Origin of the sequence: Mycobacterium sp. URHB0044, from assembly GCF_000620625.1 — a bacterium.
In the GTDB taxonomy this organism is placed as follows: domain Bacteria; phylum Actinomycetota; class Actinomycetes; order Mycobacteriales; family Mycobacteriaceae; genus Mycobacterium.
The window spans coordinates 189,361-213,121 of record NZ_JIAW01000009.1; the positions used below are offsets into that span (position 1 = coordinate 189,361).

Below are 23,761 nucleotides of genomic sequence, written 5' to 3' on the forward strand. Positions count from 1 at the left end.
CCATGCCAACAGTTGGACCCACCGACGCATCCAAGACCCCTCGATTCGCGGGGCCTGCGAACTTCGCGCGGCTTCCCCGCCTCGACCAGGTGCCGCGGGCCGACATCGTGGTCGCAGGCGTCCCGTTCGACTCAGGGGTGTCCTACCGGCCCGGTGCCAGGTTCGGACCCAGCCACGTACGCGAGTCGTCGCGCCTGCTGCGGCCCTACAACCCGGCGATGGACGTGTCGCCGTTCGAGATTGCGCAGGTCGCCGACGCCGGTGACATCGCGGCGAACCCGTTCAACATCCACGAGGCCATCGAGACCATCGAAGCGGGGGCGGTCGAGCTGACGGCCGACGGCGCCCGCCTCGTCACGATCGGCGGCGACCACACGATCTCGCTGCCGCTGCTGCGGGCCGCCGCCCTGCGGCACGGTCCCGTCGCGCTGGTGCACTTCGACGCGCACCTCGACACCTGGGACACCTACTTCGGGGCCGAATACACGCACGGGACGCCGTTCCGGCGCGCCGTCGAGGAAGGCATCGTCGACACCGAGGCACTCAGTCACGTCGGCACCCGCGGACCGCTGTACGGCAAGAAGGATCTCGAGGACGACCGGCGGTTCGGATTCGGCATCGTCACCTCGGCGGACGTGTACTACCAAGGCGTGGCCGAGATCGTCGACAAGTTGCGTCAACGGCTCGGCAACCGGCCCGTGTACGTCTCCATCGACATCGACGTGCTCGACCCCGCGCACGCGCCCGGCACCGGCACGCCCGAAGCCGGTGGCATCACCAGCCGCGAGCTGCTCGAGATCCTGCGCGGCTTCCGCGGGCTGAACGTCATCGGCGCCGACGTCGTCGAGGTCGCCCCGGCCTATGACCACGCCCAGCTCACCGGTGTCGCCGCCGCGCACGTCGCATACGACCTGGTGTCACTGCTCGCGTTGAAACACGAGGAGGCGGCGGGGTGACGTCCGTCCGCAATGGTGGCGACGTCGTCGTCGAAACACTGACCGCGCTGGGCGTTTCGCACGTCTTCGGCATCCCCGGCCAGAACGCCCTCGGCCTGTTCGACGCGATCCGGCGCAGCGACCTGACGCACCTGAGTTCGCGCATCGAGAACAACTCCGCGTTCGGGGCAGACGGCTACACCAGGGCCACAGGCCAAGTCGGCGTGTTGTTCCTGTCCACCGGACCCGGTGCACTCACCGCGCTGGGTGCACTGCAGGAGGCCTACGCCACGGGCGTTCCGCTGCTCGTCATCGCCAGCCAGGTGCGCCGCAGCGGTCTCGGCCTGCGCCGCGGCATGCTGCACCAACTCGACGATCAGCAACGCAGCGCCATCAACGTCACCAAGAGCACCGCGGTCGTCCGCCGGGGTGCGGAGATCCCCAGCGTGCTGGCCGATGCGTGGGCGCTGGCCCAGTCGGCTCCCGCCGGTCCGACCTGGGTGGAGATTCCCGAGGACGTGCTGCTCGAGCCCACTGACGTACCGCCGGTCACCTCGCTGGTGGCGCGGGTCGCGGAACGTCCGCCGCGTGCGGAACTCATCGACGAGGCCGCGGGGATCCTCGATTCCGCAGAGCGTCCGGTGATCCTGGCCGGCGGCGGCGTGCGGCGCTCGACGGGCGGCCCCGCAGCCCTGGTCGGGCTTGCCGAACTGCTTGGCGCCCCGGTGGTTTCAACCGTCGGCGGCAAGGGAGCCATCCCGTTCGGCCACCCGCTGTCGGCGGCGTCGTGGATCGAGGATCGCTATACCACCGAGCTACTGGAGGACGCCGACGTCCTGCTGGCCGTCGGCACCGCGATCGGCGAGGTGACGAGCAACTACTTCACGTTCGCACCGAAGGGCCGGCTCATCCACGTCGATGCCGAACTGCGGGTCCTCGAAGCCAACCATCCCGGCCTCGGCATCCACGCCGACGCGGCCCTCGCTCTCGAGGCGATGGCCAAGCAGGTCACCAAGCGCGACAACGCAGCTGGTGAGCGCACCGCGGCCGAACTGCGAGCGGCCGTGCAGCGCAGGCTCGCCGACCAAGACGTCGCCGCGGAGCTGGCACTGATGCGTGACCTACGCGCCGCCGTACCCCCTGCCGCACAAACCTTCTGGGACATGACGATTGCCGCGTACTGGGCATGGTCGGCGTGGGACCCGCTCGACGGCGAGTTCCATTCCGCCCAGGGCGCAGGCGGGCTCGGGTTCGCCTACCCGGCCGCGGTGGCGGCCGCGATCGGATCCGGGCAACGGACATTCGCCGTCTCCGGTGACGGCGGGGCCATGTACTCGATCGCCGAACTGGCCACGGCCCGTCAGCACGACGCCGACGTCACCTGGCTGATCGTCGACGACGGCGGCTACGGCATCCTGCGCGAATATATGACCGATGCATTCGGTCAAGCCACCGCCACCGAGCTGACCCGCCCCGACTTCGTCGGCCTCGCAGCGAGTTTCGGCATTCCTGCACACAGCGCCACGCCCGAGACCGTCGGTGCCGTCGTCGCCGACACCTTCACCAGCCCGGGACCTGCCGTGGTCGTGCTATCCGCACTGCTTCGGATGTTCGCACCCACCCATACCTGAGGAGCGTTTCACCATGGGTAAGCCCGTCGACATCGCCATCATCGTCGTCTATCTCGCAGCCATGCTCGCATTCGGCTTCTGGGGCAAGACCAGAACGAAGGATTCGGCCGACTTCCTGGTCGCCGGACGGCGACTCGGCCCGGTCCTGTACACCGGCACCATGGCCGCCGTCGTGCTCGGCGGCGCGTCCACGGTCGGCGGCGTCGGACTCGGCTACAAGTTCGGCATCTCGGGCATGTGGTTGGTGGTGGCCATCGCCATCGGCCTGTTGCTGCTGAGCCTCGTCTTCGCCGGCCGCATTCAACGGCTGAAGGTCTACACCGTCGCGCAGATGCTGAAGTTGCGTTACGGCGTGGATGCCACCGCCGCGTCCGGGATCGTCATGGTGGCATACACATTGATGCTGTCGGTCACCTCGACCATCGCCTACGCGACGATCTTCAACGTGCTGTTCGACACCAACCGCACGCTGTCGGTGATCATCGGCGGCGCCATCGTGATGCTCTACTCGTCGATCGGCGGCATGTGGTCGATCACCTTGACCGACATGGTGCAGTTCCTCCTGAAGACCATCGGCATCTTCTTCCTGCTGCTGCCGTTCACCTGGAACAGGGCGGGCGGCCTGGACGGCATCCGCGAGCGCGCCGGCGACAGCTTCTTCGACCTGGGCGCCATCGGAACTCAGACGATCATCACGTACTTCGTGGTGTACAGCTTCGGCATGCTGATCGGCCAGGACATCTGGCAGCGCGTCTTCACCGCCCGCTCGCCCGGGGTCGCCAAGTGGGGCGGAACCACCGCGGCGGTGTACTGCCTGCTGTACGGCGTCGCCGGCGCGCTCATCGGCATGGCCGCCTCCACGTTTCTGCCCAAGGTGAAGGCGAAGGACGACGTGTACGCCCTGATCGCCGAGACGATCCTGCCGGTGGGCATCAGCGGCATCGTGCTCGCCGCCGCCGTTGCGGCGATGATGTCGACGGCCTCGGGCGCCCTGATCGCCACCGCCACCGTGGCGCGGACGGACGTAAAGCCGCTGCTGGCACGGATTTTCGGCCGCGACACCGACGGCGTCGACGATGACGCCGAGCGGGACGTGCACTCCGACCGGCTCTACGTCGTGGCGTTGGGCATCGCGGTCATCGTGATCGCCGCCCTACTCAATGACGTCGTGAACGCGCTGACCGTCGCCTACGACATCCTGGTCGGCGGCCTGTTGGTCGCGATCCTCGGCGGGTTCCTGTGGAAGCGCGCGACGGGGGTCGGGGCCCTGTGCTCGATGGCCGCGGGCACCGTGGTCACGCTGGGCACGATGGCGATCTTCGGGATCGCCGCCAACGAGCCGATCTACTATGGGTTGGCCGCGAGCCTGATCGGCTACGTCGTCGGCAGCCTGCTGACCCCGCGCACTCCGACCGAGGTGCTGCGGGTGTGGGACGACAGGCTGGCGGGCAAGGACGTCGACGCGACCGTTGGTCACGCAAACGCGTAAGGCCCGCCGAAGTTTCCGATCTGACTGGTGTGGCTGACCAACCCGTCGTGTTCGTCCCAGGCGTGCAGCATGCAGGCCCGCGGGCCAACGCGGCTGGCAGGCTCGGCGGAGGCCAGTAGCCTCAGGTCGATCTCGGTTGCCGTACTCGGGCAGGCGCTGACCACGGTATTCGCCCAGCGCTTGAACATCGAGCGGTGCACGTGCCCGCAGAGCACCCTCTCGACGTTGTCGAATCGCTCGACGACCGCCCGCAGTTGACTCTCCTCGAAGTAGCGGTACTGGTCCATGTACGCAATGCCGCAGACGAACGGAGGATGATGCAGCATCAGCAGTGTCGGCTTCTCGCGGTCCCGTGCCAGCGTGTCCGCAAGCCAGTCCAGGCCTTCGGGATCGATGTGCCCGTGGTGCATCCCGGGGACCGTGGAATCCAGCCCGATGATGCGCACGGGGTACTCGTCGACGCAGTAGTGCAGCGGACCGCGGCGCGGCAGATACTCGTGATCGGAGAACGCCTCTCGCAGGTTCTGCCTGTCATCGTGGTTGCCGGGAATGACGAGGTAGGGAATCGGGAGTCCGGCAAGAATCTCCCGAAGAGCGGCGTACTCCTCCGGTCGGCCCCCGTTGACGAGGTCGCCGGTGAACAGCACCAGATCTGGGCGTCGGTCCATGGCCACGACGTGGTCGATGGCCTCGACCAGCTGAGCGTTGGAATCGACCAGCCCGTGGAAGAGCTTCCCTTTCGGGCGCACGTGTGGGTCCGACAGCTGAGCGATCAACATCCAAATTCCCCTAATCCCTGAGATTCGAATGCTATGTCGTTTCAGGCGGACCCGTGCCTAGACTCATCGGTTAGCCAGTCTGGCGCGGGTCGAGGAGGCCGCGATGCGGGTCGGAAGTCGCCGAGTTCTGTTGGCTTGGCTGATGACTGCGCTCGTGATGCTGCCGGGTTGTGGTCCCGTCGCCACCGACACCTCGATTCCTACGACGTCGACGCCGGTGTCATCGGTATCGACGACACCGGCGCCGACCATCGCGGCACCACCCATGCCTCTGGGACCCGAGACGCACAAGTGGGTCGACCTGCAGGTCGGCGATTGCATCGCCGAGGTTCCCGCCGTCGATCTCGGCGCCGTGGCCGTTTCGCTCGTCGACTGTGCGGACGCACACGCGGCTGAGGTCTACCTCCGTGCGCCGGTGGAGGTGAACGCAGCCATCACCGACGTGGCCAACCGCGCATGCGTCGACGACTTCTCCGACTACACGGGCCGTCCCGTCGAGGGTGGCCCGTACGCGGTGACCTATCTGATCGACTCCAATCAGGACCGGACGGCGAACAATCCGCTGCCGAGCACGGTCATCTGCCTGCTGCAGTCCGCCAGCGGTCGACCGCTGACGGGGACCGCGCGGGGCTGAGGTCGATGGGGCAACCGTCGGCCGCGTGAGGCTGTAGTTGCCGAGGCCTCCACTCGAGAAACCTCTCGGTACTTGCAGGCTCAAACTTCGTCGGTGCTCGGCGACGGGAGCGAGTGACGTTTCGCGGGCGTGACGGATGAGTTCCGCGCACGAGACCGTTTCCTCACCGCACCCGATCGCCTCGCGGACCTTCGCGTGACATGGTCCAATGAGATTGAGCCCCAATGGATTCCCGAAAGTAGGACTACTTGCCCACGTATGGATACGAGTGCGCGCCGTGTGGCGGCTTCGACCTCGTCCGTCCGATGGCGCAGGCCGGTGACCCCGCGGCCTGTCCATCCTGCGGGCACGGCGCGCGACGCGTGTTCGGCCTGCCGGCCCTGCGTTCACTGGACCCGAGCCTTCGCCGAGCCATGGACTCGAGCGCGCGAAGCGCCGACGCCCCGTCGGTGGTGTCGACGGTGCCGGGACGCTCACGACGGGCCACCCGCACCACGACCGATCCTCGCCACGCCCGGCTGCCCCGTCCTTGAGGAGTTGAGAGATGCCCGACGTCGTGTTCACCGTCGACCAGGCCCGTTCGATGCGCGATCAGGTGGTGCCCGGTCACAACCGGTGGCACCCGGACATTCCACCCGCGGTGACCGTGCGGCCGGGCCAGTCCATCCGCGTGGAGTGCCGCGAATGGACCGACAATCAGATCGGCAACAACGACTCCGCCAACGACGTGCGCGACGTCGACCTGACCCATGCGCACATGCTCTCGGGGCCGATCTACGTCGAGGGCGCCGAGCCCGGTGATCTGCTCGTCGTCGACATCCTCGACCTCGGACCCGTACCCCAAGAAGTCGGGGACGCGCCCGGCCAGGGCTGGGGCTACACCGGCATCTTCGCCAAGGCCAACGGTGGCGGCTTCCTCACCGACTACTTCCCCGACGCCTACAAGGCGATCTGGGACTTCTCCGGCCAGAAGTGCACGTCACGACACCTCCCGGGTGTCGAGTTCACCGGCATCACCCATCCCGGCCTGTTCGGCACGGCTCCGTCGCCGGAACTGCTGGCGCGGTGGAACACGCGCGAGCAGGCGCTCATCGACACCGATCCTCAGCGGATCCCGGCGTTGGCACTGCCTCCGCTGGAGGAGTCGGTGCTCGGCGGCACCGCCACCGGCGACGTCCTGACCAAGATCGCGAAGGAGGGCGCGCGCACCGTGCCCGCCCGTGAGAACGGCGGCAACCACGACATCAAGAACTTCACCCGCGGGTCCCGGGTGTTCTATCCGGTGCACGTGCCCGGCGCACTGTTCTCCGGCGGAGATCTGCACTTCAGTCAGGGCGACGGTGAGATCACCTTCTGCGGTGCCATCGAGATGGGCGGATTCATCGACTTCCACGTCGACCTGATCAAGGGCGGCATGGAGACCTACGGGGTCACCACGAACCCAATCCTGATGCCCGGCAACGTCGAACCGCGCTACTCGGAGTTCATCACCTTCATCGGCATCGGCGTCGATCACGACACCGACACCCAGTTGTACAACGACGCGACCGTCGCCTACCGCAACGCGTGCCTGAACGCCGTGACGTACCTGCAGAAGTTCGGCTACTCCGGGCCGCAGGCGTACCTGCTGCTGGGCGCCGCGCCGATCGAGGGCCGCGTCAGCGGGGTAGTCGACATTCCGAATGCCTGCTGTTCGCTGTATCTTCCGACGGCGATCTTCGACTTCGACATCCGACCGTCGGCGTCCGGGCCCGTCACGGCCGACCGCGGGACCTGTGCGGTCTCGTCGTAAGCGCCGGACGTAGCCGCTCCGGTGTGACGGCGACGCCCACCTCCAGATCGCGGATCAGCGCATGCGCGAAGTCCACCAACCCCGGGACGTCGATGGAGTACGGCGCGGGCCGTGCCGTGTCGGCGAGGCGCAGTGCCGCGCGGCGCAACAGGGTGATCGCGCCGTCGACGTTGCCGCGCTGGACGTGCGTGACGCCGACCATGAGCTGGGCCAGGCCCTGCCACAGCACCTTCTCGTCGTCCGGCCCGTTCTTCCACGCGGCCTCGAGAACCTCGTGTGCGTTGAACGCCAGGCCCCGGTCCAGCAGATCCTTGGCGTAGGCGAGGGTGTCGACGGGTGGCAGGTCGAGATCGTCGGGAATGCGCGGCACGCCCTCGCTACCGAGCGGAAGCGGCCGGCCGAGGGCGTCACGCGGCCGGGTGTTGCGGGGCCGGCCTGCGTCGTCGCGATCACGGTCGGCCATCTACCCATCATGGCAATCGGCGGGCAGCAGGAGGGTCGTCGGTCCTATCGTGGCGGCATGAGCGCCAACGGCGAGCAGCGCGACGGGGTCAACCTGACCAACCTCGACCAGCCACTGAGCCCCGACGCCGGCGCCACGAAGCGCGACCTGGTCGACTACCTGGATGCGGTGGCCGACCGGATCCTGCCCGGCCTCGTCGGCCGCCCCCTGACCGTGCTGCGGGTATTGCGCGGGCAGGCACCGTTCATGCAGAAGAACGTGCCGAAGTACACCCCGGACTGGGTGCGCACCGTGACCATGTGGGCCGAGGCCTCCAAGCGCGAGGTGCACTACGCGCTGTGCGACGACCGACGCACCCTGCTGTGGTTCGCCAACCAGCGCGCCATCGAATACCACCCGACACTCGGGCTTGCCGACGACATCTACCGACCCACACACCTGGTGCTCGATCTCGACCCGCCCGTCGACCACGACTTCGCCGCCGTGGTCGCCGTCGCGCACCTGGTCCGTCGTGCGCTCGAGGACTGCGGCCTGCAGGGTGCCGTGAAGACCAGCGGCGCCAAGGGCATTCACGTGTTCGTGCCGATCGACGATCACGCCCCGGTCGAGGACGTCGCCGGCGCCACCCGCGCGCTGGCGGCCCGCGCCGAAGCGCTGGACCCGGACATCGCGACCACGTCGTTCATCGTGGAGGACCGTGGCGGCAAGGTGTTCGTGGACTCCACCCGGGCCGGCGGCGCCACGGTCGTCGCGGCGTACAGCCCACGGCTGCGAGCGGGGACACCGGTGTCGTTTCCGCTGCAGTGGTCCGACCTCGACCGGATCTCCCCCGCCGACTTCACGGTGCACACCGCGATCGACGCACTCGCCGGAGCCGACCCGTGGGCGACGTCGATGCCCGCGCCGCAACGACTGCCCGACGACCTGATCGAACAGGGCCGCACCATTCCCGTCGCCCGCGTGGCCGCCATGCACGAGGGCAAACGGCGAGCCCGCGCCCGCCGGGCGGCAGAGAGCTGACCGGGCACATCAGAACATCGGGCCGTGGTCACGCAATACTGTTGGGATGCTCGACGCTCCGAAACGCGACGACGGCCATCCCGCGCCGACGCCGGTGAGCGCCGCGCCCAGGACGATGATGACGCCCTCAACAGGACGAATATGGCAATGACGACCCCTCAGCACCTGTCGGACCGCTACGAAGTCGGGGAAATCCTCGGGTTCGGCGGCATGTCCGAAGTCCACCTCGCCCGTGACCTGCGGTTGCACCGCGACGTGGCCGTCAAGGTGCTGCGCACCGACCTGGCCCGCGACCCCAGCTTCTACCTGCGGTTTCGCCGGGAAGCCCAGAACGCCGCGGCGCTGAACCACCCCGCGATCGTCGCGGTGTACGACACCGGCGAAACGCAGACCGCCGACGGGCCGCTGCCCTACATCGTCATGGAGTACGTCAACGGCGTCACGCTGCGCGACATCGTCCACACCGAGGGCCCGATGGACGCCACCCGGGCCATCGAGGTCATCGCCGACGCGTGCCAGGCGCTGAACTTCAGCCACCAGCACGGCATCATCCACCGCGACGTCAAGCCCGCCAACATCATGATCAGCAAGGCCGGCGCCGTGAAGGTGATGGACTTCGGCATTGCCCGCGCGCTGGCCGACGGCGGCAACCGACTCACCAAGACCTCCGCCGTCATCGGCACCGCCCAATACCTGTCGCCCGAGCAGGCCAGCGGCGACTCCTCCGTCGACGCCCGCTCCGACGTGTACTCACTGGGCTGCGTGCTCTACGAAATGCTCACCGGGGAGCCGCCCTTCGTCGGGGACTCGCCGGTGGCGGTCGCCTACCAACACGTGCGCAAGGCGCCAGTGCCGCCCTCGCAGCGCCACGACGGCATCTCGCCCGAGCTGGACGCCGTGGTGCTCAAGGCGCTGACGAAGAACCCGGAGAACCGGTACCAGACCGCCGCCGACATGCGCGCCGATCTGATCCGGGTGCACAGCGGTGAAGCGCCAGAAGCTCCGAAGCTCTTCACCGACGCCGAACGCACGACCATGACGTCGGCGCCCGCCAGCCACCGACGTTCACATCCCACCCAACAGATCTCCGTGCCGACGGGCGATCCCGGCCGCGGCCGGTCGGTCGGACGCTGGCTGATGGCGGGCGCCATCCTCGCCGTGCTGGCCCTCGTGGTGACCGTTGGGATCAACGTTATCGGCACACGCCCCACGCAACAGATACCCGACCTCAGCGGAAAGTCAGAGGAAGTCGCCGTCCGCACGTTGCAGGACCGTGGGTTCAAGACCACCGTTGAGCGGCAAGAGAATTCCGGCGTCGACAAGGGTCTGGTCATCAGTACCAATCCGGCTGCCAACGAGGCCGCTGCCGAGGGCGACGAGATCACGGTCAACGTGTCGGCCGGAGCCAAGGAGGTCAAGGTTCCTGACGTCGCCGGCATGAGCCCTGACGCAGCCCAAGACAAGCTCAAGGACGCCGGCTTCAAGAACTTGAAGCCAACCGCTGTGCCGCACCCGATCGTGCCCAAGGGCACCGTCATCGGCACCGTCCCGGCGGCCAATCAGACGACGGCAGTCACCGACGAGATCACCATCCAGGTCAGCTCGGGTACCGGAACCGCGGAGGTTCCCGACTGCGCCCGGCAGACGGTCGACGTGTGCCGGGAGCTACTCCGGGTGTCTGGATTCAACCCCGACGACGCCATTGCGGTCGATGCGGACGGTGTCGAGCCCCCGGGTCAGGTGGTCGGCACCGATCCTCCCGCTCGGGCCGTGGTACCGGTGGAGACCCCAATTCAGATAAAGGTATCGCGCGGTAACCAAATCACGATGCCTAACCTCATGGGCAAGGTGTGGGATGAAGTCGTCCCGTTGATGCAGAGCAAGGGATGGGACGGCCCGTGGGACAACCACGACGTCCCCGCCGGAGATGGCAACCGCGCCAAGGTGATCTCCCAGGAACCGCAGGCGGGACAACCCGTGCTCAAGACCGGCACCATCAAGCTGACGTTCGGGGCGTAACGCGGAGATCGACTTCGCGCCGATCGTGTTTCGTCCGACCCCGACCGGGTTACGCCATAGGCATGCGACAGATCAATTCACGCACGTTAGCGGTGATCGGCGTGTTGGCGACCGCCGTACTGACCGCATGCCTGGTGTTGCCCGTGTCGCGGCAGTTCGGGACGGTGGAGGGCAGCTGGCTAGGTGCTGCGCTCTTCCTCGTGCCCACGATCGCGCTGTTGATCGCAACCGGCTTTCGCTACTACGGGCTGTGGCGCAGTGTCGAGGTGGCCGTCGTCGTCATGGTGATCACGGCGTTCGTCACCGTCGCGGTGTCGGCCTTCGGCTTCGCGGGTGCGCTCAGTGGGTCGATCGCCGGGGCGCTCTTCGCCGTCATGTTGTTCGGCGGGCCTGCGCTGTCGGTGATCGTTCTGGGTCTGCTGGCGACGCGCATCGCCAGGGCCGAGGAGCAACCCGTCGACCGCGCGCGCGAACACGCAATGCACTGACGACAGCGACTTAAAGGGCTTCTCTGCGTATCGAGTTCGCGATCGTTCGAAAACGCCCGTCGGCGTCGGGCGTCGTCGGCGCCCGGCGTTGGCACGTCTCTCACCTGGATGATGCCGTGATGGCTGGGTAACCAGCACGGCGAAAGAGGCGTCCCGACGCCCGCGTGTGGGTAATAGTGACCCCGTCCGCACGCATGCCGTGCTCGACTTCGAGGGAGGCGATGACATGCATGACGTACCGATCCCTTCGACGGCGATAGTGCCCGCCGCTGGACTGGGCACGCGTTTCCTGCCGGCCACCAAGACCGTGCCCAAGGAGATGCTGCCGGTCGTCGACACGCCTGGCATCGAGCTCGTTGCCGCAGAAGCCGCCGAGGCCGGTGCCGATCGGCTGGTGATCGTCACATCGGAGGGCAAGGACAGCGTCGTCGCCCACTTCATCGCCGACAGGGAGTTGGAGGACCGGCTTGCGGCCCGCGGGAAGCGGGCCATGCTCGCCAAGGTGCGTCGCGCTCCTGATCTGATCAAGGTCGAGTCCGTGGTGCAGTCGGAGCCACTTGGGCTCGGGCATGCGGTGTTGTGTGTCGAACCGGTGCTGTCCGACGACGAAGACGCCGTCGCGGTGTTGTTGCCCGACGACTTGGTGTTGCCCACGGGTGTTCTGCAAACCATGTCCAACGTCCGCGCCAGGTTCGGCGGGTCGGTCCTGTGCGCCATCGAGGTTCCACCCGACGACGTCACCGCCTACGGCATCTTCGACGTCGAACCCGTTCCGGGAGAGGCGAATACGGACGTCCTCCGGGTCAACGGCATGGTGGAGAAGCCCAGGGCCGGAGAGGCGCCGTCCCCCTACGCCGCCGCCGGACGATACATTCTGGACCGCGCCATCTTCGACGCGCTTCGCCGGTTGCCGACCGATTCCGACCGCGAGATGGAACTGACCGACGCGATCGCGCTGCTGATCGACGACGGACATCCCGTTCACGTCGTCGTGCACCGCGGTTCACGTCATGACCTCGGCAACCCCGGCGGCTACATCAAGGCCGCACTCGACATGGCCCTCGATCGTGACGACTACGGGCCGGGCCTGCGGGACTGGTTGGTCACCCGTCTTGGCAAGACCGCGACCTAAGTTTGTCCAGCGTGCCGATGGGTAGTTCTTCGTTACCAACGAGGGAGCAACACATGGCACGCTCCAACGGCACGCCGCACGGCTTGGCAGCATTACCCGACGCGGCCACGCGATGGGCGGGATCTCAATGGATCAGCACCGTCGCCGCCGCCGTCGGATACGTCATCGCGGGTGCCGCGATCGGATTCCCACACGGTTGGCAGGCGTTCGCGCACTCTGCCGGGGCGCTGGTGAGTCTGCTGATGCTGTTTCTGATCCAGCACACGACCAATCGTGAAAGCAAGGCCATTCTGGTCAAGCTCGACGAACTGATCCAGGCCACCGCCGGTGCGCGAGAAGAAGTGATGGATCTCGAGGACCATCAGGTCAGCGACCAGGAAGACCTCCACGACCAACTACACCACTGATGGGCCATCAGGCCGGATGAGCGCAGTCGCCGAGCAAAGACGTGGTGAGCATGATCCGTCCCAGCGCCACCCACGCCGACCCGAAATACGTTGGATACTTCTCTTCAAGAGTTTGCGCGGCATCGAGCCGGTCGGCGGCGGCATCGGCGTCGTCGGAAGCGCTTTCGGTCGCTGCGGCGGCGACCAGCGCGACCGGATGCTGCCAATCGCTGGCCGCCGATCCGTCCAGATTGCGCAGCGCGGGGACGTCGCCTGCCGCCGTCAGGACGGGCCGCATCGCACCCGCCAATGCACGATCTTCCGGATCGCACGATTCGGCGAAGCGGACCGGAAGGCGGGCAGCGTCGAGGCCGAAGTTGATCGGCCCGCCCGCGGGCGGTTCGATGGGTGTCGCCTGACCGCGGTCGGTGACCTGGACCCAGTCGGGCGGTAGCGCCCCCAGCAGCTGCCAGCTCAGGACCCGCTGCGTGCGGGTGAGGTCGGTCCATCGCCGATCGCCGGTGATGGCGAAGAGTTCGTCCTCGGCGCGAGGACTGAAGTAACCCGGATTGACGACGTACGGCGCTGCGGTGGCCCAATTTCCGGCGACCATGGCGCGTCCCAGGCCGGCCACGGCCGAACCGGCGGGGACCGCGTCGGTTCCGGCTGGCGTCTTGGTCGTGCCGACCTCAACGGTCTCCGTTTGCATGACCGCCGCAGCGAGCTGTCGGCCATCCTCGGTGAGCTGCCGGTCGTCGAATCGGCGCCCGGCGATCACCAATGATCGGGCGACGTCGACGTCGGCGTCGGCAGCACTGTTGGCGTCGGTCACTCGACCGTCCGCCCAGCGCCAGGACAGCAGCCCGTCCGGCCGACGCAAGTGGTCCTTCGTCCAATCCCAGATCGACCGGAACCGGGGCTCGTCACCCACTGCGACGGCGATGAGCATTCCGTACGCCTGTCCCTCGCTCACGACGTCGCCGCCCTCGTCGCGGCGCAACACGCGTCCATCTGATTCGAGGTAGTCGTGCAAGAACTGGCGACCCGAGGTGACGGCGGCGTGTTCCCGCATCGCGGCGACGTCGGAATCGGTCACCCGCGGATCGACGACCCGTGCAATCAACCAGCCGGTGCAGGCGATCAACGTCAGCACCAGCGCAGTACCGAGCGCCGTGCGCAGTTTGCTCACCATGTGCGCCGCCTCGGCCGTGCCCGCGACATCAGAATTGCCGCACCGACGATGACCACCACGCAGCCAACCAGAACGAAACCCCTTCCGTCCGTGGGAACATCGATTAGCGGCTTCACCGGTGCATTCTTCGCGGGCGCCTCCGGCACGAACGCCATCGGCGTCGAAGGGTCGAGTCCGACGGGCGCGTCGGGCACGTCGCGCAACGTCTGCAACCGTGGACCATCCGGTCCGTCGGTCAGCAGGAAGCTCGTCGGCTCACCGCCGACGAGATCGACGGGCAGTCGTACTTCCCGTCCGGCCGCAGTCACCACCGCGGTGTACTGCCCCGCCGGCAATGCGGCATAGCCGGTGACCAAGCTGTAGTCGGCCGTGTTGGCCAGAACGGTCGGGGTCCCCGGGCCATTCGGCGTGAGCGTGAGATTGACGGACCCGACCGCACCCGCGGCCTGCATCAATCGCACCTGGGCGTCGGGCCCGGCCACCGCGGGTTGACCGTCTTGGGCCAGTTCGCCCACGACTTGGTTGGATTCGGATTGGGAGAACAGTGCCAGCGTGTACGCCGCATCCGCATCGAGAGTCAGGACCTGCCGGATCACCGGGGCGCCTCGGCCGGCATGCGTGGTCGCCACGTACGTCCCGGCCGGTACCGAACGGTAGCCCAGCGGGTTGACGTCACTGCGGGTTTGGAGTGAACCGGCGGCGGTTCCGTCGACGCGGATCAGGTCCAGCGTCTCGGCCGGGGCGCCGCGCCGCAGATCCGCTACCCGGAGCATTGCGGCCCCGTCCCGCGGCGGGTCCAGGCCTGGTCCCAAGCCAATGTCCTTGGTGCGGAACGGAAACCGGACCTTCAGGTCGGTGCCGTCGATGGCGACCGACTCGACCGCGAACGGGCCCACCTGACGCTCGAAGAATGCCGCTACGCCTTGCAGCTGGTCGTGCGGCCCAGTGAGCGTCATTTCGCGTCGTGGCGTGCCGGCGACCTGCTCGACGTCGGAGACTGGAAGGTCTTTGAGCACAATGGGTTCCGCGGCAGTAACAACTGCCAGCGTCGCAAGTATGCGCTGATCCACCGTCCGGGACTGCAGAGCGGCTAGCGCGTCGGGATCGGCGTGCCCGGCTAGCCGCGCTGCGAGTTGTCCGGAGAACGCCGGTGCCGCAGGAGTTGCCGGTTTCGATGTCGGCGAGCCGTTGTCGACGCGGAGTACGTCGACGCGCTTGCCTCCGGTGCCGAAGGTGGCTGCGGGCCGCGCGTGCGATATTGCGTCGTTGAGCACGCCGTTGGTGCGCATGTCCGCACGCATGGATGGCGTCGAGACGACCCAGTCGTGGCTCGCCCAGCCGCGTGGTGCCCATGACCGCACCTGCTCGTCGGTGTCCACCTTGTAGGCCCAGATGACGTTGCGCCGGTCCCGACCGTCCCGGACCAGGTCCACCCAGAGTGCGTCGTCGACGATCAGTCGTTCGTCCTTGGGAACGTTCTGCTCGATCCACTGCTGTGCCTGCTGCATCGGTGCGTCGTCATCGGTGTGCAACACACTGCGATAGCTGGGCAGCCACAGCGAGGCCACGATGGCGACGATCAACGTGCCGGCCGCCAGCCCGAGGCGTCGGGAACGTCGCAGACCGACCGACGGCTGTGCGACCGGGCGTCTCAGGTAACGCACTGCCACCTCGCCGGTGCCGGCTATCAGAAGTGCCGCCAGTGGCACCACGGACAGCACGAAGGGCACCGGCAGGTATCCGGGACGAACGATCGTCGCGATGAGGATCATCAATCCGACGGCGAACGGCCTCAATCGGTCGACGAAGAATGCGGCCACGGCGACCGGCACGGCCAGCACCGGCAGCGCCGGGTCGAGCACGAACCATTCGTCGACGGTGTGACGCTTGAGCGAACCGGGATCGGTGATGGCGCCGCCGGCCGCCCGCTCCCACAGCTGGAACTTGATGCCCTGCCACAAGCTGACGTGCCCAGGTCCGGGAATCAGCTCGCCGCGCACCACCGCCATCAGGACGTAGGTGCTCACCGTCGCGGTGAACACGGTGCCGAACACCGCGAGCGCGTAGCGGCGTGTCGTGGGTGAGGTCCTGGTCCACACCAGCCACACGACCATGGGCGCGAACAGCAACATGGTTTCCTTGGTCAACACGGCGACGCCGAAACACGCAGCGGCGCCGAACATCGCCGACAGCCGGTGGCGCGGTGAACAGATGAGCACCAACGCCGTGAGCAGCCACGCGATCGCGAGGTTGTCCAGGTACACCGTGCGGCTCAACGCGATCGACAACGGCGAGACCGCGAAGATCACCACCGCCGCGGCACTCGCCCACCGCGACATGTCGACACGACGAGCCAGGAGCCACAGCAGGCCGGCGGTGAGCACGGCAACGGCGACCATGAGATAACGTCCGGCGGCGACCGCGTTGCCGCCGAAGTCGGGACCGGAAATCGCCGTCCACAGCGCCAATTGGAGCCAGCCGGCTGGCGGGTGGTCGTACCAGTACGTGTAGTGGGCGATCTCTCCCCAGTGCGCCACGGCGTATGCCTGGGCGACGTAGGTACCTTCGTCGTCGAGCCGGGCGGGAGACCCCGTGAGGTTGATCAACCGGAGTATTGCGGTGAGCGCCAGGAGGATCCCCACGATGGGGATCGAAGGGTTGAGTCGTCGCAGCCGATTCATGCCGCCGTCTTCTCCCTCTGCACCGCGGTGCGGTGGGCGTTGGCATGCTCCGTCTTCTCCCAGCCGCCCTGACCCCGCATCTCACGCCACACCGAACGCACCGCGGCCACCGCGAGCAGCAATTGGTACGGGAATGTGCCGAGCAGCAGTCGCACGCGGTCCCACCATCGGATCCGGATGCCGAAGTCCCGTCCGAATTCACCGAGCGCGGCAGCCTCGACGGCCATGGTCACCAGCGTGAGCGCAAGCGGAAGGAACGTCACCAATGCCACGGGCACAACGACTTTCAGCAGAAACATCGACAAGACCGAAAGAGGCAACAACACCCCCGTCGCCGCCTGAAGGAACGGCATCGCGAGCGTGTAGCGAGCCAACCAGCGTTGTCTGCGGCTGGGCAGCTTGCGCCACTCGCCCTTGCGGAGCACCTGCAGGAAGCCCTGGTCCCACCGCGTGCGCTGTTTCACCAGCGCCCGTATCGAATGCGGCGTCTCCTCGCGCGTCACCACTTCCGGGTCGTACGCGACGGCCACGGTCGCGCCGCGGGTCGACAGCCGCACCCCGATTTCGCAGTCCTCGGCCAAGCAGTGGGAATCCCATCCCCCCGCGCTGCGGAGCAATTCGGTGCGGGTGAACACCGTATTGCCGCCGAGCGGGATGAACCGTTGCTCGGCGTGGAAGTGCAAGCGCGAGCGGAACCAGAAGTAGTACTCGAGGCAATTGCGCAACGACCACCAGCTCGTGCGGACGTTCATCAATTGGACGCCCGCCTGGACGACGTCTGCGCCGGACTCCTCGAACCGCGCTTCGACGAGGCGCAACAAGCCGGGATGCACCTCGTCCTCGGCGTCGAAGATTCCGACGACCTCGCCCCGGCATTGGGGCAGCGCGGTGTTCAGCGCCTTCGGTTTGTTCTTCGACAGATGGCGGTCCATGACCACCCGCACGGTGCGAGGGTGGCGAGCGGCTGCAGCGCGGGCCACGTGTTCCGTCTCCGGATCGTCGTGACCGATGATCACGATCACCTCGTAGAAGGGGTGGTCGAGACGGGCCAGCGCCTCGATCGTGTCACCGAGGACGTCCTGTTCGTGGCGAGCAGGAAGCAACAACGAGAACGAACGGTGGGCGCCGGCGTTTCTGCGCCGAAAGCCGGTGGCTGCCAAGGACTCGGGGGTGTGCCAGGCGTGCAGCATCCACCACAGCGTGGTGCCGGCGACCATGACCAGGGCCAGCGACAGCACCACCAGTACGCCGAAGAGGATGAGCTGAGGCCACCCGAGCGAACTGTCCTCGTGCACGGGCGGCATCGGCGCGGCTTGCGGTGTGGCGCCTGAGAGCGCCTGCACGTTCTCGGCTTGCGGTAGCGCGCCTCCGGAGACTCCGACGAGGTAGGGCGCTTCACCATGCAAACCCGGTGGCGGCTGGCCCGGGGCCGGGCCCGGTGGCTGCTGATCGGCCGGTTTCTGCCCGTCGTCACTCGTCGAAGGGACCGACGGCGGTGCGCCGGACTCATCATGGTGTGACGATGGTCGCCCGCTGAAGATCACCACGGCGACGAACACGGCGACGAGACAAAACGCAGCAAAGGTCCGGTTGAAGCGGGTCATACGGATTCCCCTCGAGGCATCGCCTCACCGGACGACATTGGCACAGTGAGGCTTCGATCGGGTTCTGTCCCGTTCCCCGCAACCGGACAGCGCGTACTCGAACCAAACGGTAGCCCGTCGGGCACTACTTCAAACCGGCCGAATTCGGTGAATTGGACGGCGTCATTTCACGCCAAACATCGCCCTATTTCCACGTCATTGGAATCTAAACGCGGTGTGATGAAGAAAGATTGATCAGCGGCGTTCCTGCAGTCGTGCTCAGCCAGGCATTCCCGGCACGTTCGGAACCTTCGGCGGATTGGGCACGGCGGGCGGTCCAGGAACCGCCGGCGGATTCGGGACCTCGACGTTCGGCGGCGGCGGAACTGCCGGCGGCACGACGGTGACCGGCGGCGGTGAGACGGGCGGTGGCGACGGAATCACCGTGGCAGGTGGGTTGATCGTCACCGTGTCGGTACCCGTCGGCGCCTGGGTCGTGGTGGTCGTCGTCGTGGTCGTCGTCGTGGTTGATTCGTCGCCGTCCTTGTCCCCGCCGCAGCCGGCGGCCAACGGGCTGATGCTGATGGCGGCGACCACGGCGATCACCTGTGGCCAGGATGTGCGATTGATCATGTCAGCCTCGCTTCATCGTGAGCCGGTCCGGCGTCCGGCCTCGTCGACGGCTACCCACGGCAAGGCGCGGCAAACCGGCAATCGTTAGCTGGCGGGCGATCACACCCACGGGACGCCACTCCATGCGCCCGCGTTCGATGCTTAGGGTAGCCTAAGCTTGATGAGCTTCTCGCATGCCTCCGTAATCGAGACGGTTCAATTGAATCCGCGCCTGCGCCGGATCACGTTGCGCGTCGATGATCCCGAATCGCTGGACGTGCAGCGGGCCGGCGACTCTGCGGTCGGCGTCTACTTCCCCACCGCGGAGCCTGCGTCCGGCGCGGAGGGCCGCAACTACTCGGTGCGACGCCATGACGGCGACGTGATCGACCTCGACGTCGTCTTGCATGCCCGCGGGCCAGGAACGATGTGGGCGACGTCTGCCGCCCCCGGCGACCGGGTGGGACTCGACCACGCCCGGTCCTGGTACCGCCCTGAGCCGATTACCGACTGGCAGCTTCTGGTCACCGATCTGTCCGGCCTACCCGCCACGGCACGCATCATCGAGGAGTTGCCCGGCGGCGTCCCCGTCACCGCCATCGTGGAAGTAGCCGACCGAGACGACCTGGAGTATCTGCCTTCGCACCCGGACGTGACCGTCGTCCCCAGTATCGGCAGCGGAAATGGCCACGCACCAAGTCAACTCGCACACCTGGTTCGCGAGCTGACGCTGTCAGTCGGTCGCGGCTACTGCTGGTTCGCGGGCGAGGCCTCCGAATCCCGAGCCGTCCGCAAGCACCTCCGCGCCCGCGGCTGGACCATCGACCAGTACGACATCACCGGGTACTGGCGGTTTGACTCCGAAACGTGGGACCAGAAGTTCGCGCTCGTCGAAGACGACGTGCTTCCCGTGTACGAGAAGGCGCTCGCCGACGGCAAGGGCGACAAGGTGGCGTCCGAGGAGTTCGACGATGCACTCGAACGAGTCGGCCTCTAGACGCCGTGACCGCCACCGCCCCTGCGCTTGCGGCGCCGCCTCTCGTTCCGCCGACGCGTGCAACGCGACGCCGACGGGCCGTGGGGCTCGTCGGCGCCGTGGCACTGCTCGCCGCGACGTGCATCGCGAGCCTCGCCGTCGGCACCGAAAACGTAGCCCTGTCAGCCGTCTGGCACGCCGTGACGAACTACCAGGACGTCGGCGACCAGTGGATCGTGCACGATCTGCGCGTTCCTCGCACCGTGCTCGCGCTGCTCGTCGGCGTGGCCCTCGGACTGTCGGGAACCCTGATCCAGGCGGTGGGACGCAATCCGCTGGCCGACGCGGAGATCCTCGGAATCAACTCCGGCGCAGCGTTGTTCGTCGTCTGCGCCATCGCATTCCTTGGCCTGACCGGCATCTGGACCTACATCTGGTTCGCGTTCGCCGGTGCGCTGTTCGCGATGCTGGTGGTCTACCTGGTCGGCATGACGGGCCGCGCCACGGTCACCCCGATCCGCGTGCTGCTCGCCGGCGTCGCCGTCGGCGCGGTGATGGACGGCATCGGATACGCGGTTCGGTTGCGCAACCCGCGCGCCTTCGACAACATGCGGTTCTGGGACGCGGGGGCGCTCGACGGCCGCTCCCTCGAAGTGGCCGCGGCCGTCGCCCCATTCATCGCCATCGGTGTTGGCTTGTGCATCGTCGTGGGGCGTTCGCTCAACGTCACCGCGCTCGGTGACGATCTGGCGAAGACCGTCGGCGGCAACGTGGCCCGCACCCAGGCGCTGAGCCTGATCGCCGTCACCCTGCTGGCGGGCGCGGCCACTGCCGGCGCGGGCCCCATCGGCTTCGTCGGCCTGATGGTGCCGCATGCGGTGCGACGATTCACGGGACCGGACTGGCGCTGGATCCTCGCCTACGCCACCGTCGTTGCACCGGCCCTGCTGCTGGCCGCCGACATCCTCGGGCGGGTGGTCATCCGTCCCGCCGAACTGCCCGCAGGCATCGTCACCGCGTTCCTCGGTGCGCCGGTCCTCATCTGGCTGGTCCGCAGGCGGGCTGTTGATCAGTCATGACGATCGTCGAGAACCCTTCACACCAGGTTGAATTCGGCCGCCGTCAACTCGTGTTCCGGATCGGCAGCCTGTCCGCACGAGCATCGTGGCGTGCGGTCACCGTCGTCGCGTCGCTACTGATCGCCGCCGTCGTGGTCGCGGTGCTGACGCTCGGCATCGGCAAGTTCACCGTCGCGCCCGCCGACGTGCTCGGCGTCCTGTTGGGCACCAACACGTCGTTCGACCGGGTGGTCGTCCTGGAATGGCGGATGCCCCGCATGTTGATGGCGTTGCTCATCGGCGCCGCACTGGGCGTTTCGGGAGCGATCTTCCAGGCCCTGACCCGCAACCCGCTGGGCAGCCCGGACATCATCGGGGTGAACACGGGCGCCTACACCGGCGCTCTGATCGTCATCGCCGGCCTCGGTGGCGGGTACTACGCCGTGGCGGCCGGAGCGTTGGTCGGCGGTCTCGTCACCGCCGTCGTCGTGTACGCCCTCTCCTACCGCAACGGCGTGGCGGGCTACCGGCTCATCGTCGTGGGCATCGCGGTCAGCGCGGTGGTGAGTTCGGTCAATCAGTGGATCGTGCTCAAGATCGACCTCCACACCGCCATCACCGCCTCGGTGTGGCAGCAGGGCACGCTCAACGGATTGAGTTGGGAGCAAGTGATTCCCATGTCGATCTGCCTGCTCGTCGTGGCCGTGGTGCTGGTGGCGCTGGGGCCGCAGCTGCCGGTGTTGCAAATGGGCGACGATGCCGCAGGCGCACTGGGCGTGCGGCCGGAGCGCGCCCGGTTGGCGTACCTCGTCGCCGGCGTCGGCCTGGTGGCCGTGGCCTGCGCCGCGGCCGGGCCGGTGTCGTTCGTCGCGCTCGCCGCCCCGCAGATCGCACGCCGGCTCACCGCGAGTCCCGGCGTGGGCCTGATCCCATCGGCGGCGATGGGCGCGGTGCTGCTCCTGGTGAGCGACGTCCTCGCCCAACAGTTGTTCGGTGGGAGCGAACTGCCCGTGGGCGCGGTCACCGTATCGCTCGGCGGGGTGTATCTGATCTACCTGCTCATCTCGCAGGCGCGCCAACGTTGATGCCGCAGAAGGTGGTTACCCCGTGACAGTAGAGTTCGGCCCCCGACTCCGCGCTGACCATCTCTCGATCGGTTACGGCGAGAAGCCCATCATCGCCGACCTGTCCGTCGAGGTGCTCGACGGCCGCGTCACTGCGATCGTCGGGCCCAACGCGTGCGGCAAGTCCACCTTGCTGCGGGGCCTGGCCCGGCTGCTGAAACCGTCCGGCGGTCAGGTCATTCTCGACGGCCACGACATCGGCAGCATGCACACCAAGGAGGTCGCCCGCCGGCTGGGCCTGCTCCCCCAGACCTCGATCGCCCCGGAGGGCATCACCGTCGCCGACCTGGTGTCCCGCGGCCGGTTCCCACATCAGAAGGTGTTGCGCCAGTGGTCCCTCGACGACGAGGATGCGGTTGCCGACGCGATGCGGCGCACCGGGGTGACCGACCTGGCCGGGCGTCTCGTCGATGAACTGTCCGGCGGTCAGCGCCAACGGGTTTGGGTCGCCATGGTGCTCGCCCAGCAGACGCCGCTGGTGCTGCTCGACGAGCCGACCACCTACCTCGACATCGCCCATCAGGTGGAACTGCTCGACCTGTTCGCCATGCTCAACCGCGAGCAGAACCGCACCGTGGTTGCGGTGCTCCACGACCTCAACCACGCCTGCCGCTACGCCGACCAGATCATCGCCATGAAGTCGGGAAGCGTGGTCGCGCAAGGCGATCCGCACTCCGTCATCACCGAGGAGCTCGTCGAGGCGGTGTACGGCCTGAAGTGTCAGATCATCGACGATCCGCAGACCGGGACCCCGCTGGTGATCCCCCGGGCGTCGCCGCACGTCACGGTTCGGAGGTGAGGTACCCGCCACCGTGTCCGAAGTAGGCCAACGCATCGTGGTCGACACCGTCATCGGTGCGCACGACGTCGAGCACCAGCCCAGGCGATTGCCCGCGGAAGGCGTCGGCCCCGGCGACGATCACCATTCCGCCGTCCTCCTCGATGAACACGCGTCCCGGCGTGCCGCCGTAGACGCATCGCGATACGTGCGACGTGATCAGCCGAAGGCGTTCGCCACGAAAGTAGGTGTAGGCGTTGGGGTATGGATCCGACAGCGCGCGTACGAAGCGCTCGATGTCGACCGCCGGCCATGTCCAGTCGACGACGCTGTCGCGGTCGGAGCGCTTGTGGAAGAACGTCCGCTGGCTCAGGTCCTGCGGTACCGCCATGGCCGTACCGAACTCCAACTGGTCCAGCGCCTCGGTGAGCACCTCGGGCACCAGATCCAGGGTGTCGAGCACCAGGCTGGTGCCGGTACTGGTCGGGGTGATCTCGACGGCGCGCTGCACCAGGATGTCGCCGGTGTCCAGTTCGGCATCCATCATGTGCGCGGTCAGCCCGGTGTGCGTGGCACCGCTGATCAACGACCAGATGACCGGGGAGAACCCGGTGAATCTCGGCAACAGCGAGTCGTGCAGGTTCAGGGTGCCATGGGTGGGGATGCCGAACAGGTCCTCCGGCAACCGGGTGCGCCAGTTGTTGGCGACCATGACGTCGGGCGCAAGGGCCGCCACTAGTTCGATCAACTCCGGTGTGGGACGCTTGGCGAGAAAGACCTCGATGCCCTCGCTGCGCGCGAGGTCCTCCACCGAGTCGGCCCAAATCGACTCGTACGCATGGTCACTCGCCGGATGTGTCACGACCAGACACACTTCGTGCCGCGACTTCAACAGCGCCTGGAGGGTGCGATGCCCCCACGTCTGGTATCCGAACATGACGACGCGCACAGTGCTCTCCCAATCCGAAGCGGTACCCAACAATGGTTAG

General features: G+C 67.4%; 22 protein-coding genes. 15 read left to right on the plus strand and 7 right to left on the minus strand.

Annotation, left to right across the window (positions count from 1 at the left end):
* Positions 1-2 precede the first annotated feature (2 nt).
* The 3 genes from speB to N536_RS0119840 are packed head-to-tail and all read left to right on the plus strand — an operon-like array spanning position 3 to position 4,055.
* Positions 3-956: an agmatinase gene (gene speB, locus N536_RS0119830; protein ID WP_029115203.1), complete on the plus strand. Its 954-nt coding sequence runs from the start codon at positions 3-5 to the stop codon at positions 954-956.
* Positions 953-2,566 carry a thiamine pyrophosphate-binding protein gene (locus N536_RS0119835; RefSeq protein ID WP_029115204.1) on the plus strand — a complete coding sequence of 538 codons (1,614 nt, stop codon included), beginning with the start codon at positions 953-955 and terminating at the stop codon, positions 2,564-2,566. The genes speB and N536_RS0119835 overlap by 4 nt, the downstream gene beginning before the upstream one ends.
* Before the next feature lie 13 nt (positions 2,567-2,579).
* On the plus strand, positions 2,580-4,055 hold the full coding sequence (locus N536_RS0119840; RefSeq protein ID WP_029115205.1) for a sodium:solute symporter: 1,476 nt from the start codon (positions 2,580-2,582) through the stop codon (positions 4,053-4,055).
* Here the strand turns inward: N536_RS0119840 and N536_RS0119845 are convergent.
* Positions 4,040-4,834: a phosphodiesterase gene (locus N536_RS0119845; protein WP_029115206.1), complete on the minus strand. Its 795-nt coding sequence runs from the start codon at positions 4,832-4,834 to the stop codon at positions 4,040-4,042. The two genes, N536_RS0119840 and N536_RS0119845, sit on opposite strands and share 16 nt — an antisense overlap.
* Positions 4,835-4,937: 103 nt before the next feature.
* On the opposite strand from N536_RS0119845, the gene N536_RS0119850 reads away from it, so the two are divergent.
* The 3 genes from N536_RS0119850 to fmdA all read left to right on the plus strand — a co-directional run bounded on the left by N536_RS0119850 (position 4,938) and on the right by fmdA (position 7,260).
* Complete coding sequence (locus tag N536_RS0119850; RefSeq protein ID WP_029115207.1) at positions 4,938-5,468, plus strand: hypothetical protein; 531 nt, start codon at positions 4,938-4,940, stop codon at positions 5,466-5,468.
* 248 nt (positions 5,469-5,716) lie between these two features.
* Entirely contained in the window at positions 5,717-6,001 is a 285-nt protein-coding gene (locus tag N536_RS41630; protein WP_081809288.1) for a zinc ribbon domain-containing protein, read from the plus strand.
* Between the two features lie 11 nt (positions 6,002-6,012).
* Positions 6,013-7,260: a formamidase gene (fmdA, locus tag N536_RS0119855; protein ID WP_029115208.1), complete on the plus strand. Its 1,248-nt coding sequence runs from the start codon at positions 6,013-6,015 to the stop codon at positions 7,258-7,260.
* Here the strand turns inward: fmdA and N536_RS0119860 are convergent.
* Positions 7,223-7,723, minus strand: a complete 501-nt coding sequence (locus N536_RS0119860) for a DUF309 domain-containing protein (protein ID WP_029115209.1) — start codon at positions 7,721-7,723, stop codon at positions 7,223-7,225. The two genes, fmdA and N536_RS0119860, sit on opposite strands and share 38 nt — an antisense overlap.
* 57 nt (positions 7,724-7,780) lie before the next feature.
* On the opposite strand from N536_RS0119860, the gene N536_RS0119865 reads away from it, so the two are divergent.
* The 5 genes from N536_RS0119865 to N536_RS0119885 all read left to right on the plus strand — a co-directional run bounded on the left by N536_RS0119865 (position 7,781) and on the right by N536_RS0119885 (position 12,789).
* Entirely contained in the window at positions 7,781-8,743 is a 963-nt protein-coding gene (locus N536_RS0119865) for a DNA polymerase domain-containing protein (RefSeq protein ID WP_029115210.1), read from the plus strand.
* Positions 8,744-8,890: 147 nt separating this feature from the next.
* Positions 8,891-10,762: a Stk1 family PASTA domain-containing Ser/Thr kinase gene (gene pknB / locus N536_RS0119870; RefSeq protein ID WP_029115211.1), complete on the plus strand. Its 1,872-nt coding sequence runs from the start codon at positions 8,891-8,893 to the stop codon at positions 10,760-10,762.
* Between the two features lie 62 nt (positions 10,763-10,824).
* Positions 10,825-11,250, plus strand: coding sequence for a hypothetical protein (locus N536_RS0119875; protein ID WP_029115212.1), 426 nt, complete (start codon positions 10,825-10,827; stop codon positions 11,248-11,250).
* A 226-nt stretch (positions 11,251-11,476) separates the two neighbouring features.
* Complete coding sequence (locus tag N536_RS0119880; RefSeq protein ID WP_029115213.1) at positions 11,477-12,382, plus strand: UTP--glucose-1-phosphate uridylyltransferase; 906 nt, start codon at positions 11,477-11,479, stop codon at positions 12,380-12,382.
* A 53-nt stretch (positions 12,383-12,435) separates the two neighbouring features.
* On the plus strand, positions 12,436-12,789 hold the full coding sequence (locus tag N536_RS0119885) for a low affinity iron permease family protein (RefSeq protein ID WP_029115214.1): 354 nt from the start codon (positions 12,436-12,438) through the stop codon (positions 12,787-12,789).
* A 7-nt stretch (positions 12,790-12,796) separates the two neighbouring features.
* On the opposite strand, the gene N536_RS0119890 is transcribed toward N536_RS0119885, so the two are convergent.
* The 4 genes from N536_RS0119890 to N536_RS42250 form a co-directional block, all read right to left on the minus strand.
* The gene (locus tag N536_RS0119890; protein WP_029115215.1) at positions 12,797-13,960 is read right to left on the minus strand and encodes a glycosyl hydrolase family 8; all 1,164 of its coding nucleotides are present in this window, start codon (positions 13,958-13,960) and stop codon (positions 12,797-12,799) included.
* On the minus strand, positions 13,954-16,641 hold the full coding sequence (locus N536_RS38960; protein WP_036436985.1) for a glycosyltransferase family 39 protein: 2,688 nt from the start codon (positions 16,639-16,641) through the stop codon (positions 13,954-13,956). The genes N536_RS0119890 and N536_RS38960 overlap by 7 nt, the downstream gene beginning before the upstream one ends.
* Positions 16,638-18,245: a glycosyltransferase family 2 protein gene (locus N536_RS0119900; RefSeq protein ID WP_197040183.1), complete on the minus strand. Its 1,608-nt coding sequence runs from the start codon at positions 18,243-18,245 to the stop codon at positions 16,638-16,640. The genes N536_RS38960 and N536_RS0119900 overlap by 4 nt, the downstream gene beginning before the upstream one ends.
* 258 nt (positions 18,246-18,503) lie before the next feature.
* Positions 18,504-18,857, minus strand: coding sequence for a hypothetical protein (locus N536_RS42250; RefSeq protein WP_155948655.1), 354 nt, complete (start codon positions 18,855-18,857; stop codon positions 18,504-18,506).
* Positions 18,858-19,017: 160 nt separating this feature from the next.
* Between N536_RS42250 and N536_RS0119910 the strand changes: the two genes are divergently transcribed.
* The 4 genes from N536_RS0119910 to N536_RS0119925 are packed head-to-tail and all read left to right on the plus strand — an operon-like array spanning position 19,018 to position 22,793.
* Positions 19,018-19,833 carry a siderophore-interacting protein gene (locus tag N536_RS0119910; protein ID WP_029115218.1) on the plus strand — a complete coding sequence of 272 codons (816 nt, stop codon included), beginning with the start codon at positions 19,018-19,020 and terminating at the stop codon, positions 19,831-19,833.
* 5 nt (positions 19,834-19,838) lie between these two features.
* Positions 19,839-20,891 (plus strand): iron ABC transporter permease, encoded by a 1,053-nt coding sequence (locus N536_RS0119915; RefSeq protein ID WP_029115219.1) that lies wholly within the window; start codon positions 19,839-19,841, stop codon positions 20,889-20,891.
* Positions 20,888-21,955 (plus strand): iron chelate uptake ABC transporter family permease subunit, encoded by a 1,068-nt coding sequence (locus N536_RS0119920; RefSeq protein ID WP_029115220.1) that lies wholly within the window; start codon positions 20,888-20,890, stop codon positions 21,953-21,955. The genes N536_RS0119915 and N536_RS0119920 overlap by 4 nt, the downstream gene beginning before the upstream one ends.
* A gap of 22 nt (positions 21,956-21,977) precedes the next feature.
* A complete protein-coding gene (locus N536_RS0119925) occupies positions 21,978-22,793 on the plus strand; it encodes an ABC transporter ATP-binding protein (protein WP_029115221.1) in 816 nt (271 codons plus the stop codon).
* Here N536_RS0119925 and N536_RS0119930 read toward each other — a convergent pair.
* The gene (locus tag N536_RS0119930) at positions 22,777-23,721 is read right to left on the minus strand and encodes a methionyl-tRNA formyltransferase (protein ID WP_029115222.1); all 945 of its coding nucleotides are present in this window, start codon (positions 23,719-23,721) and stop codon (positions 22,777-22,779) included. The genes N536_RS0119925 and N536_RS0119930 overlap by 17 nt on opposite strands.
* Between the last annotated feature and the right edge of the window lie 40 nt (positions 23,722-23,761).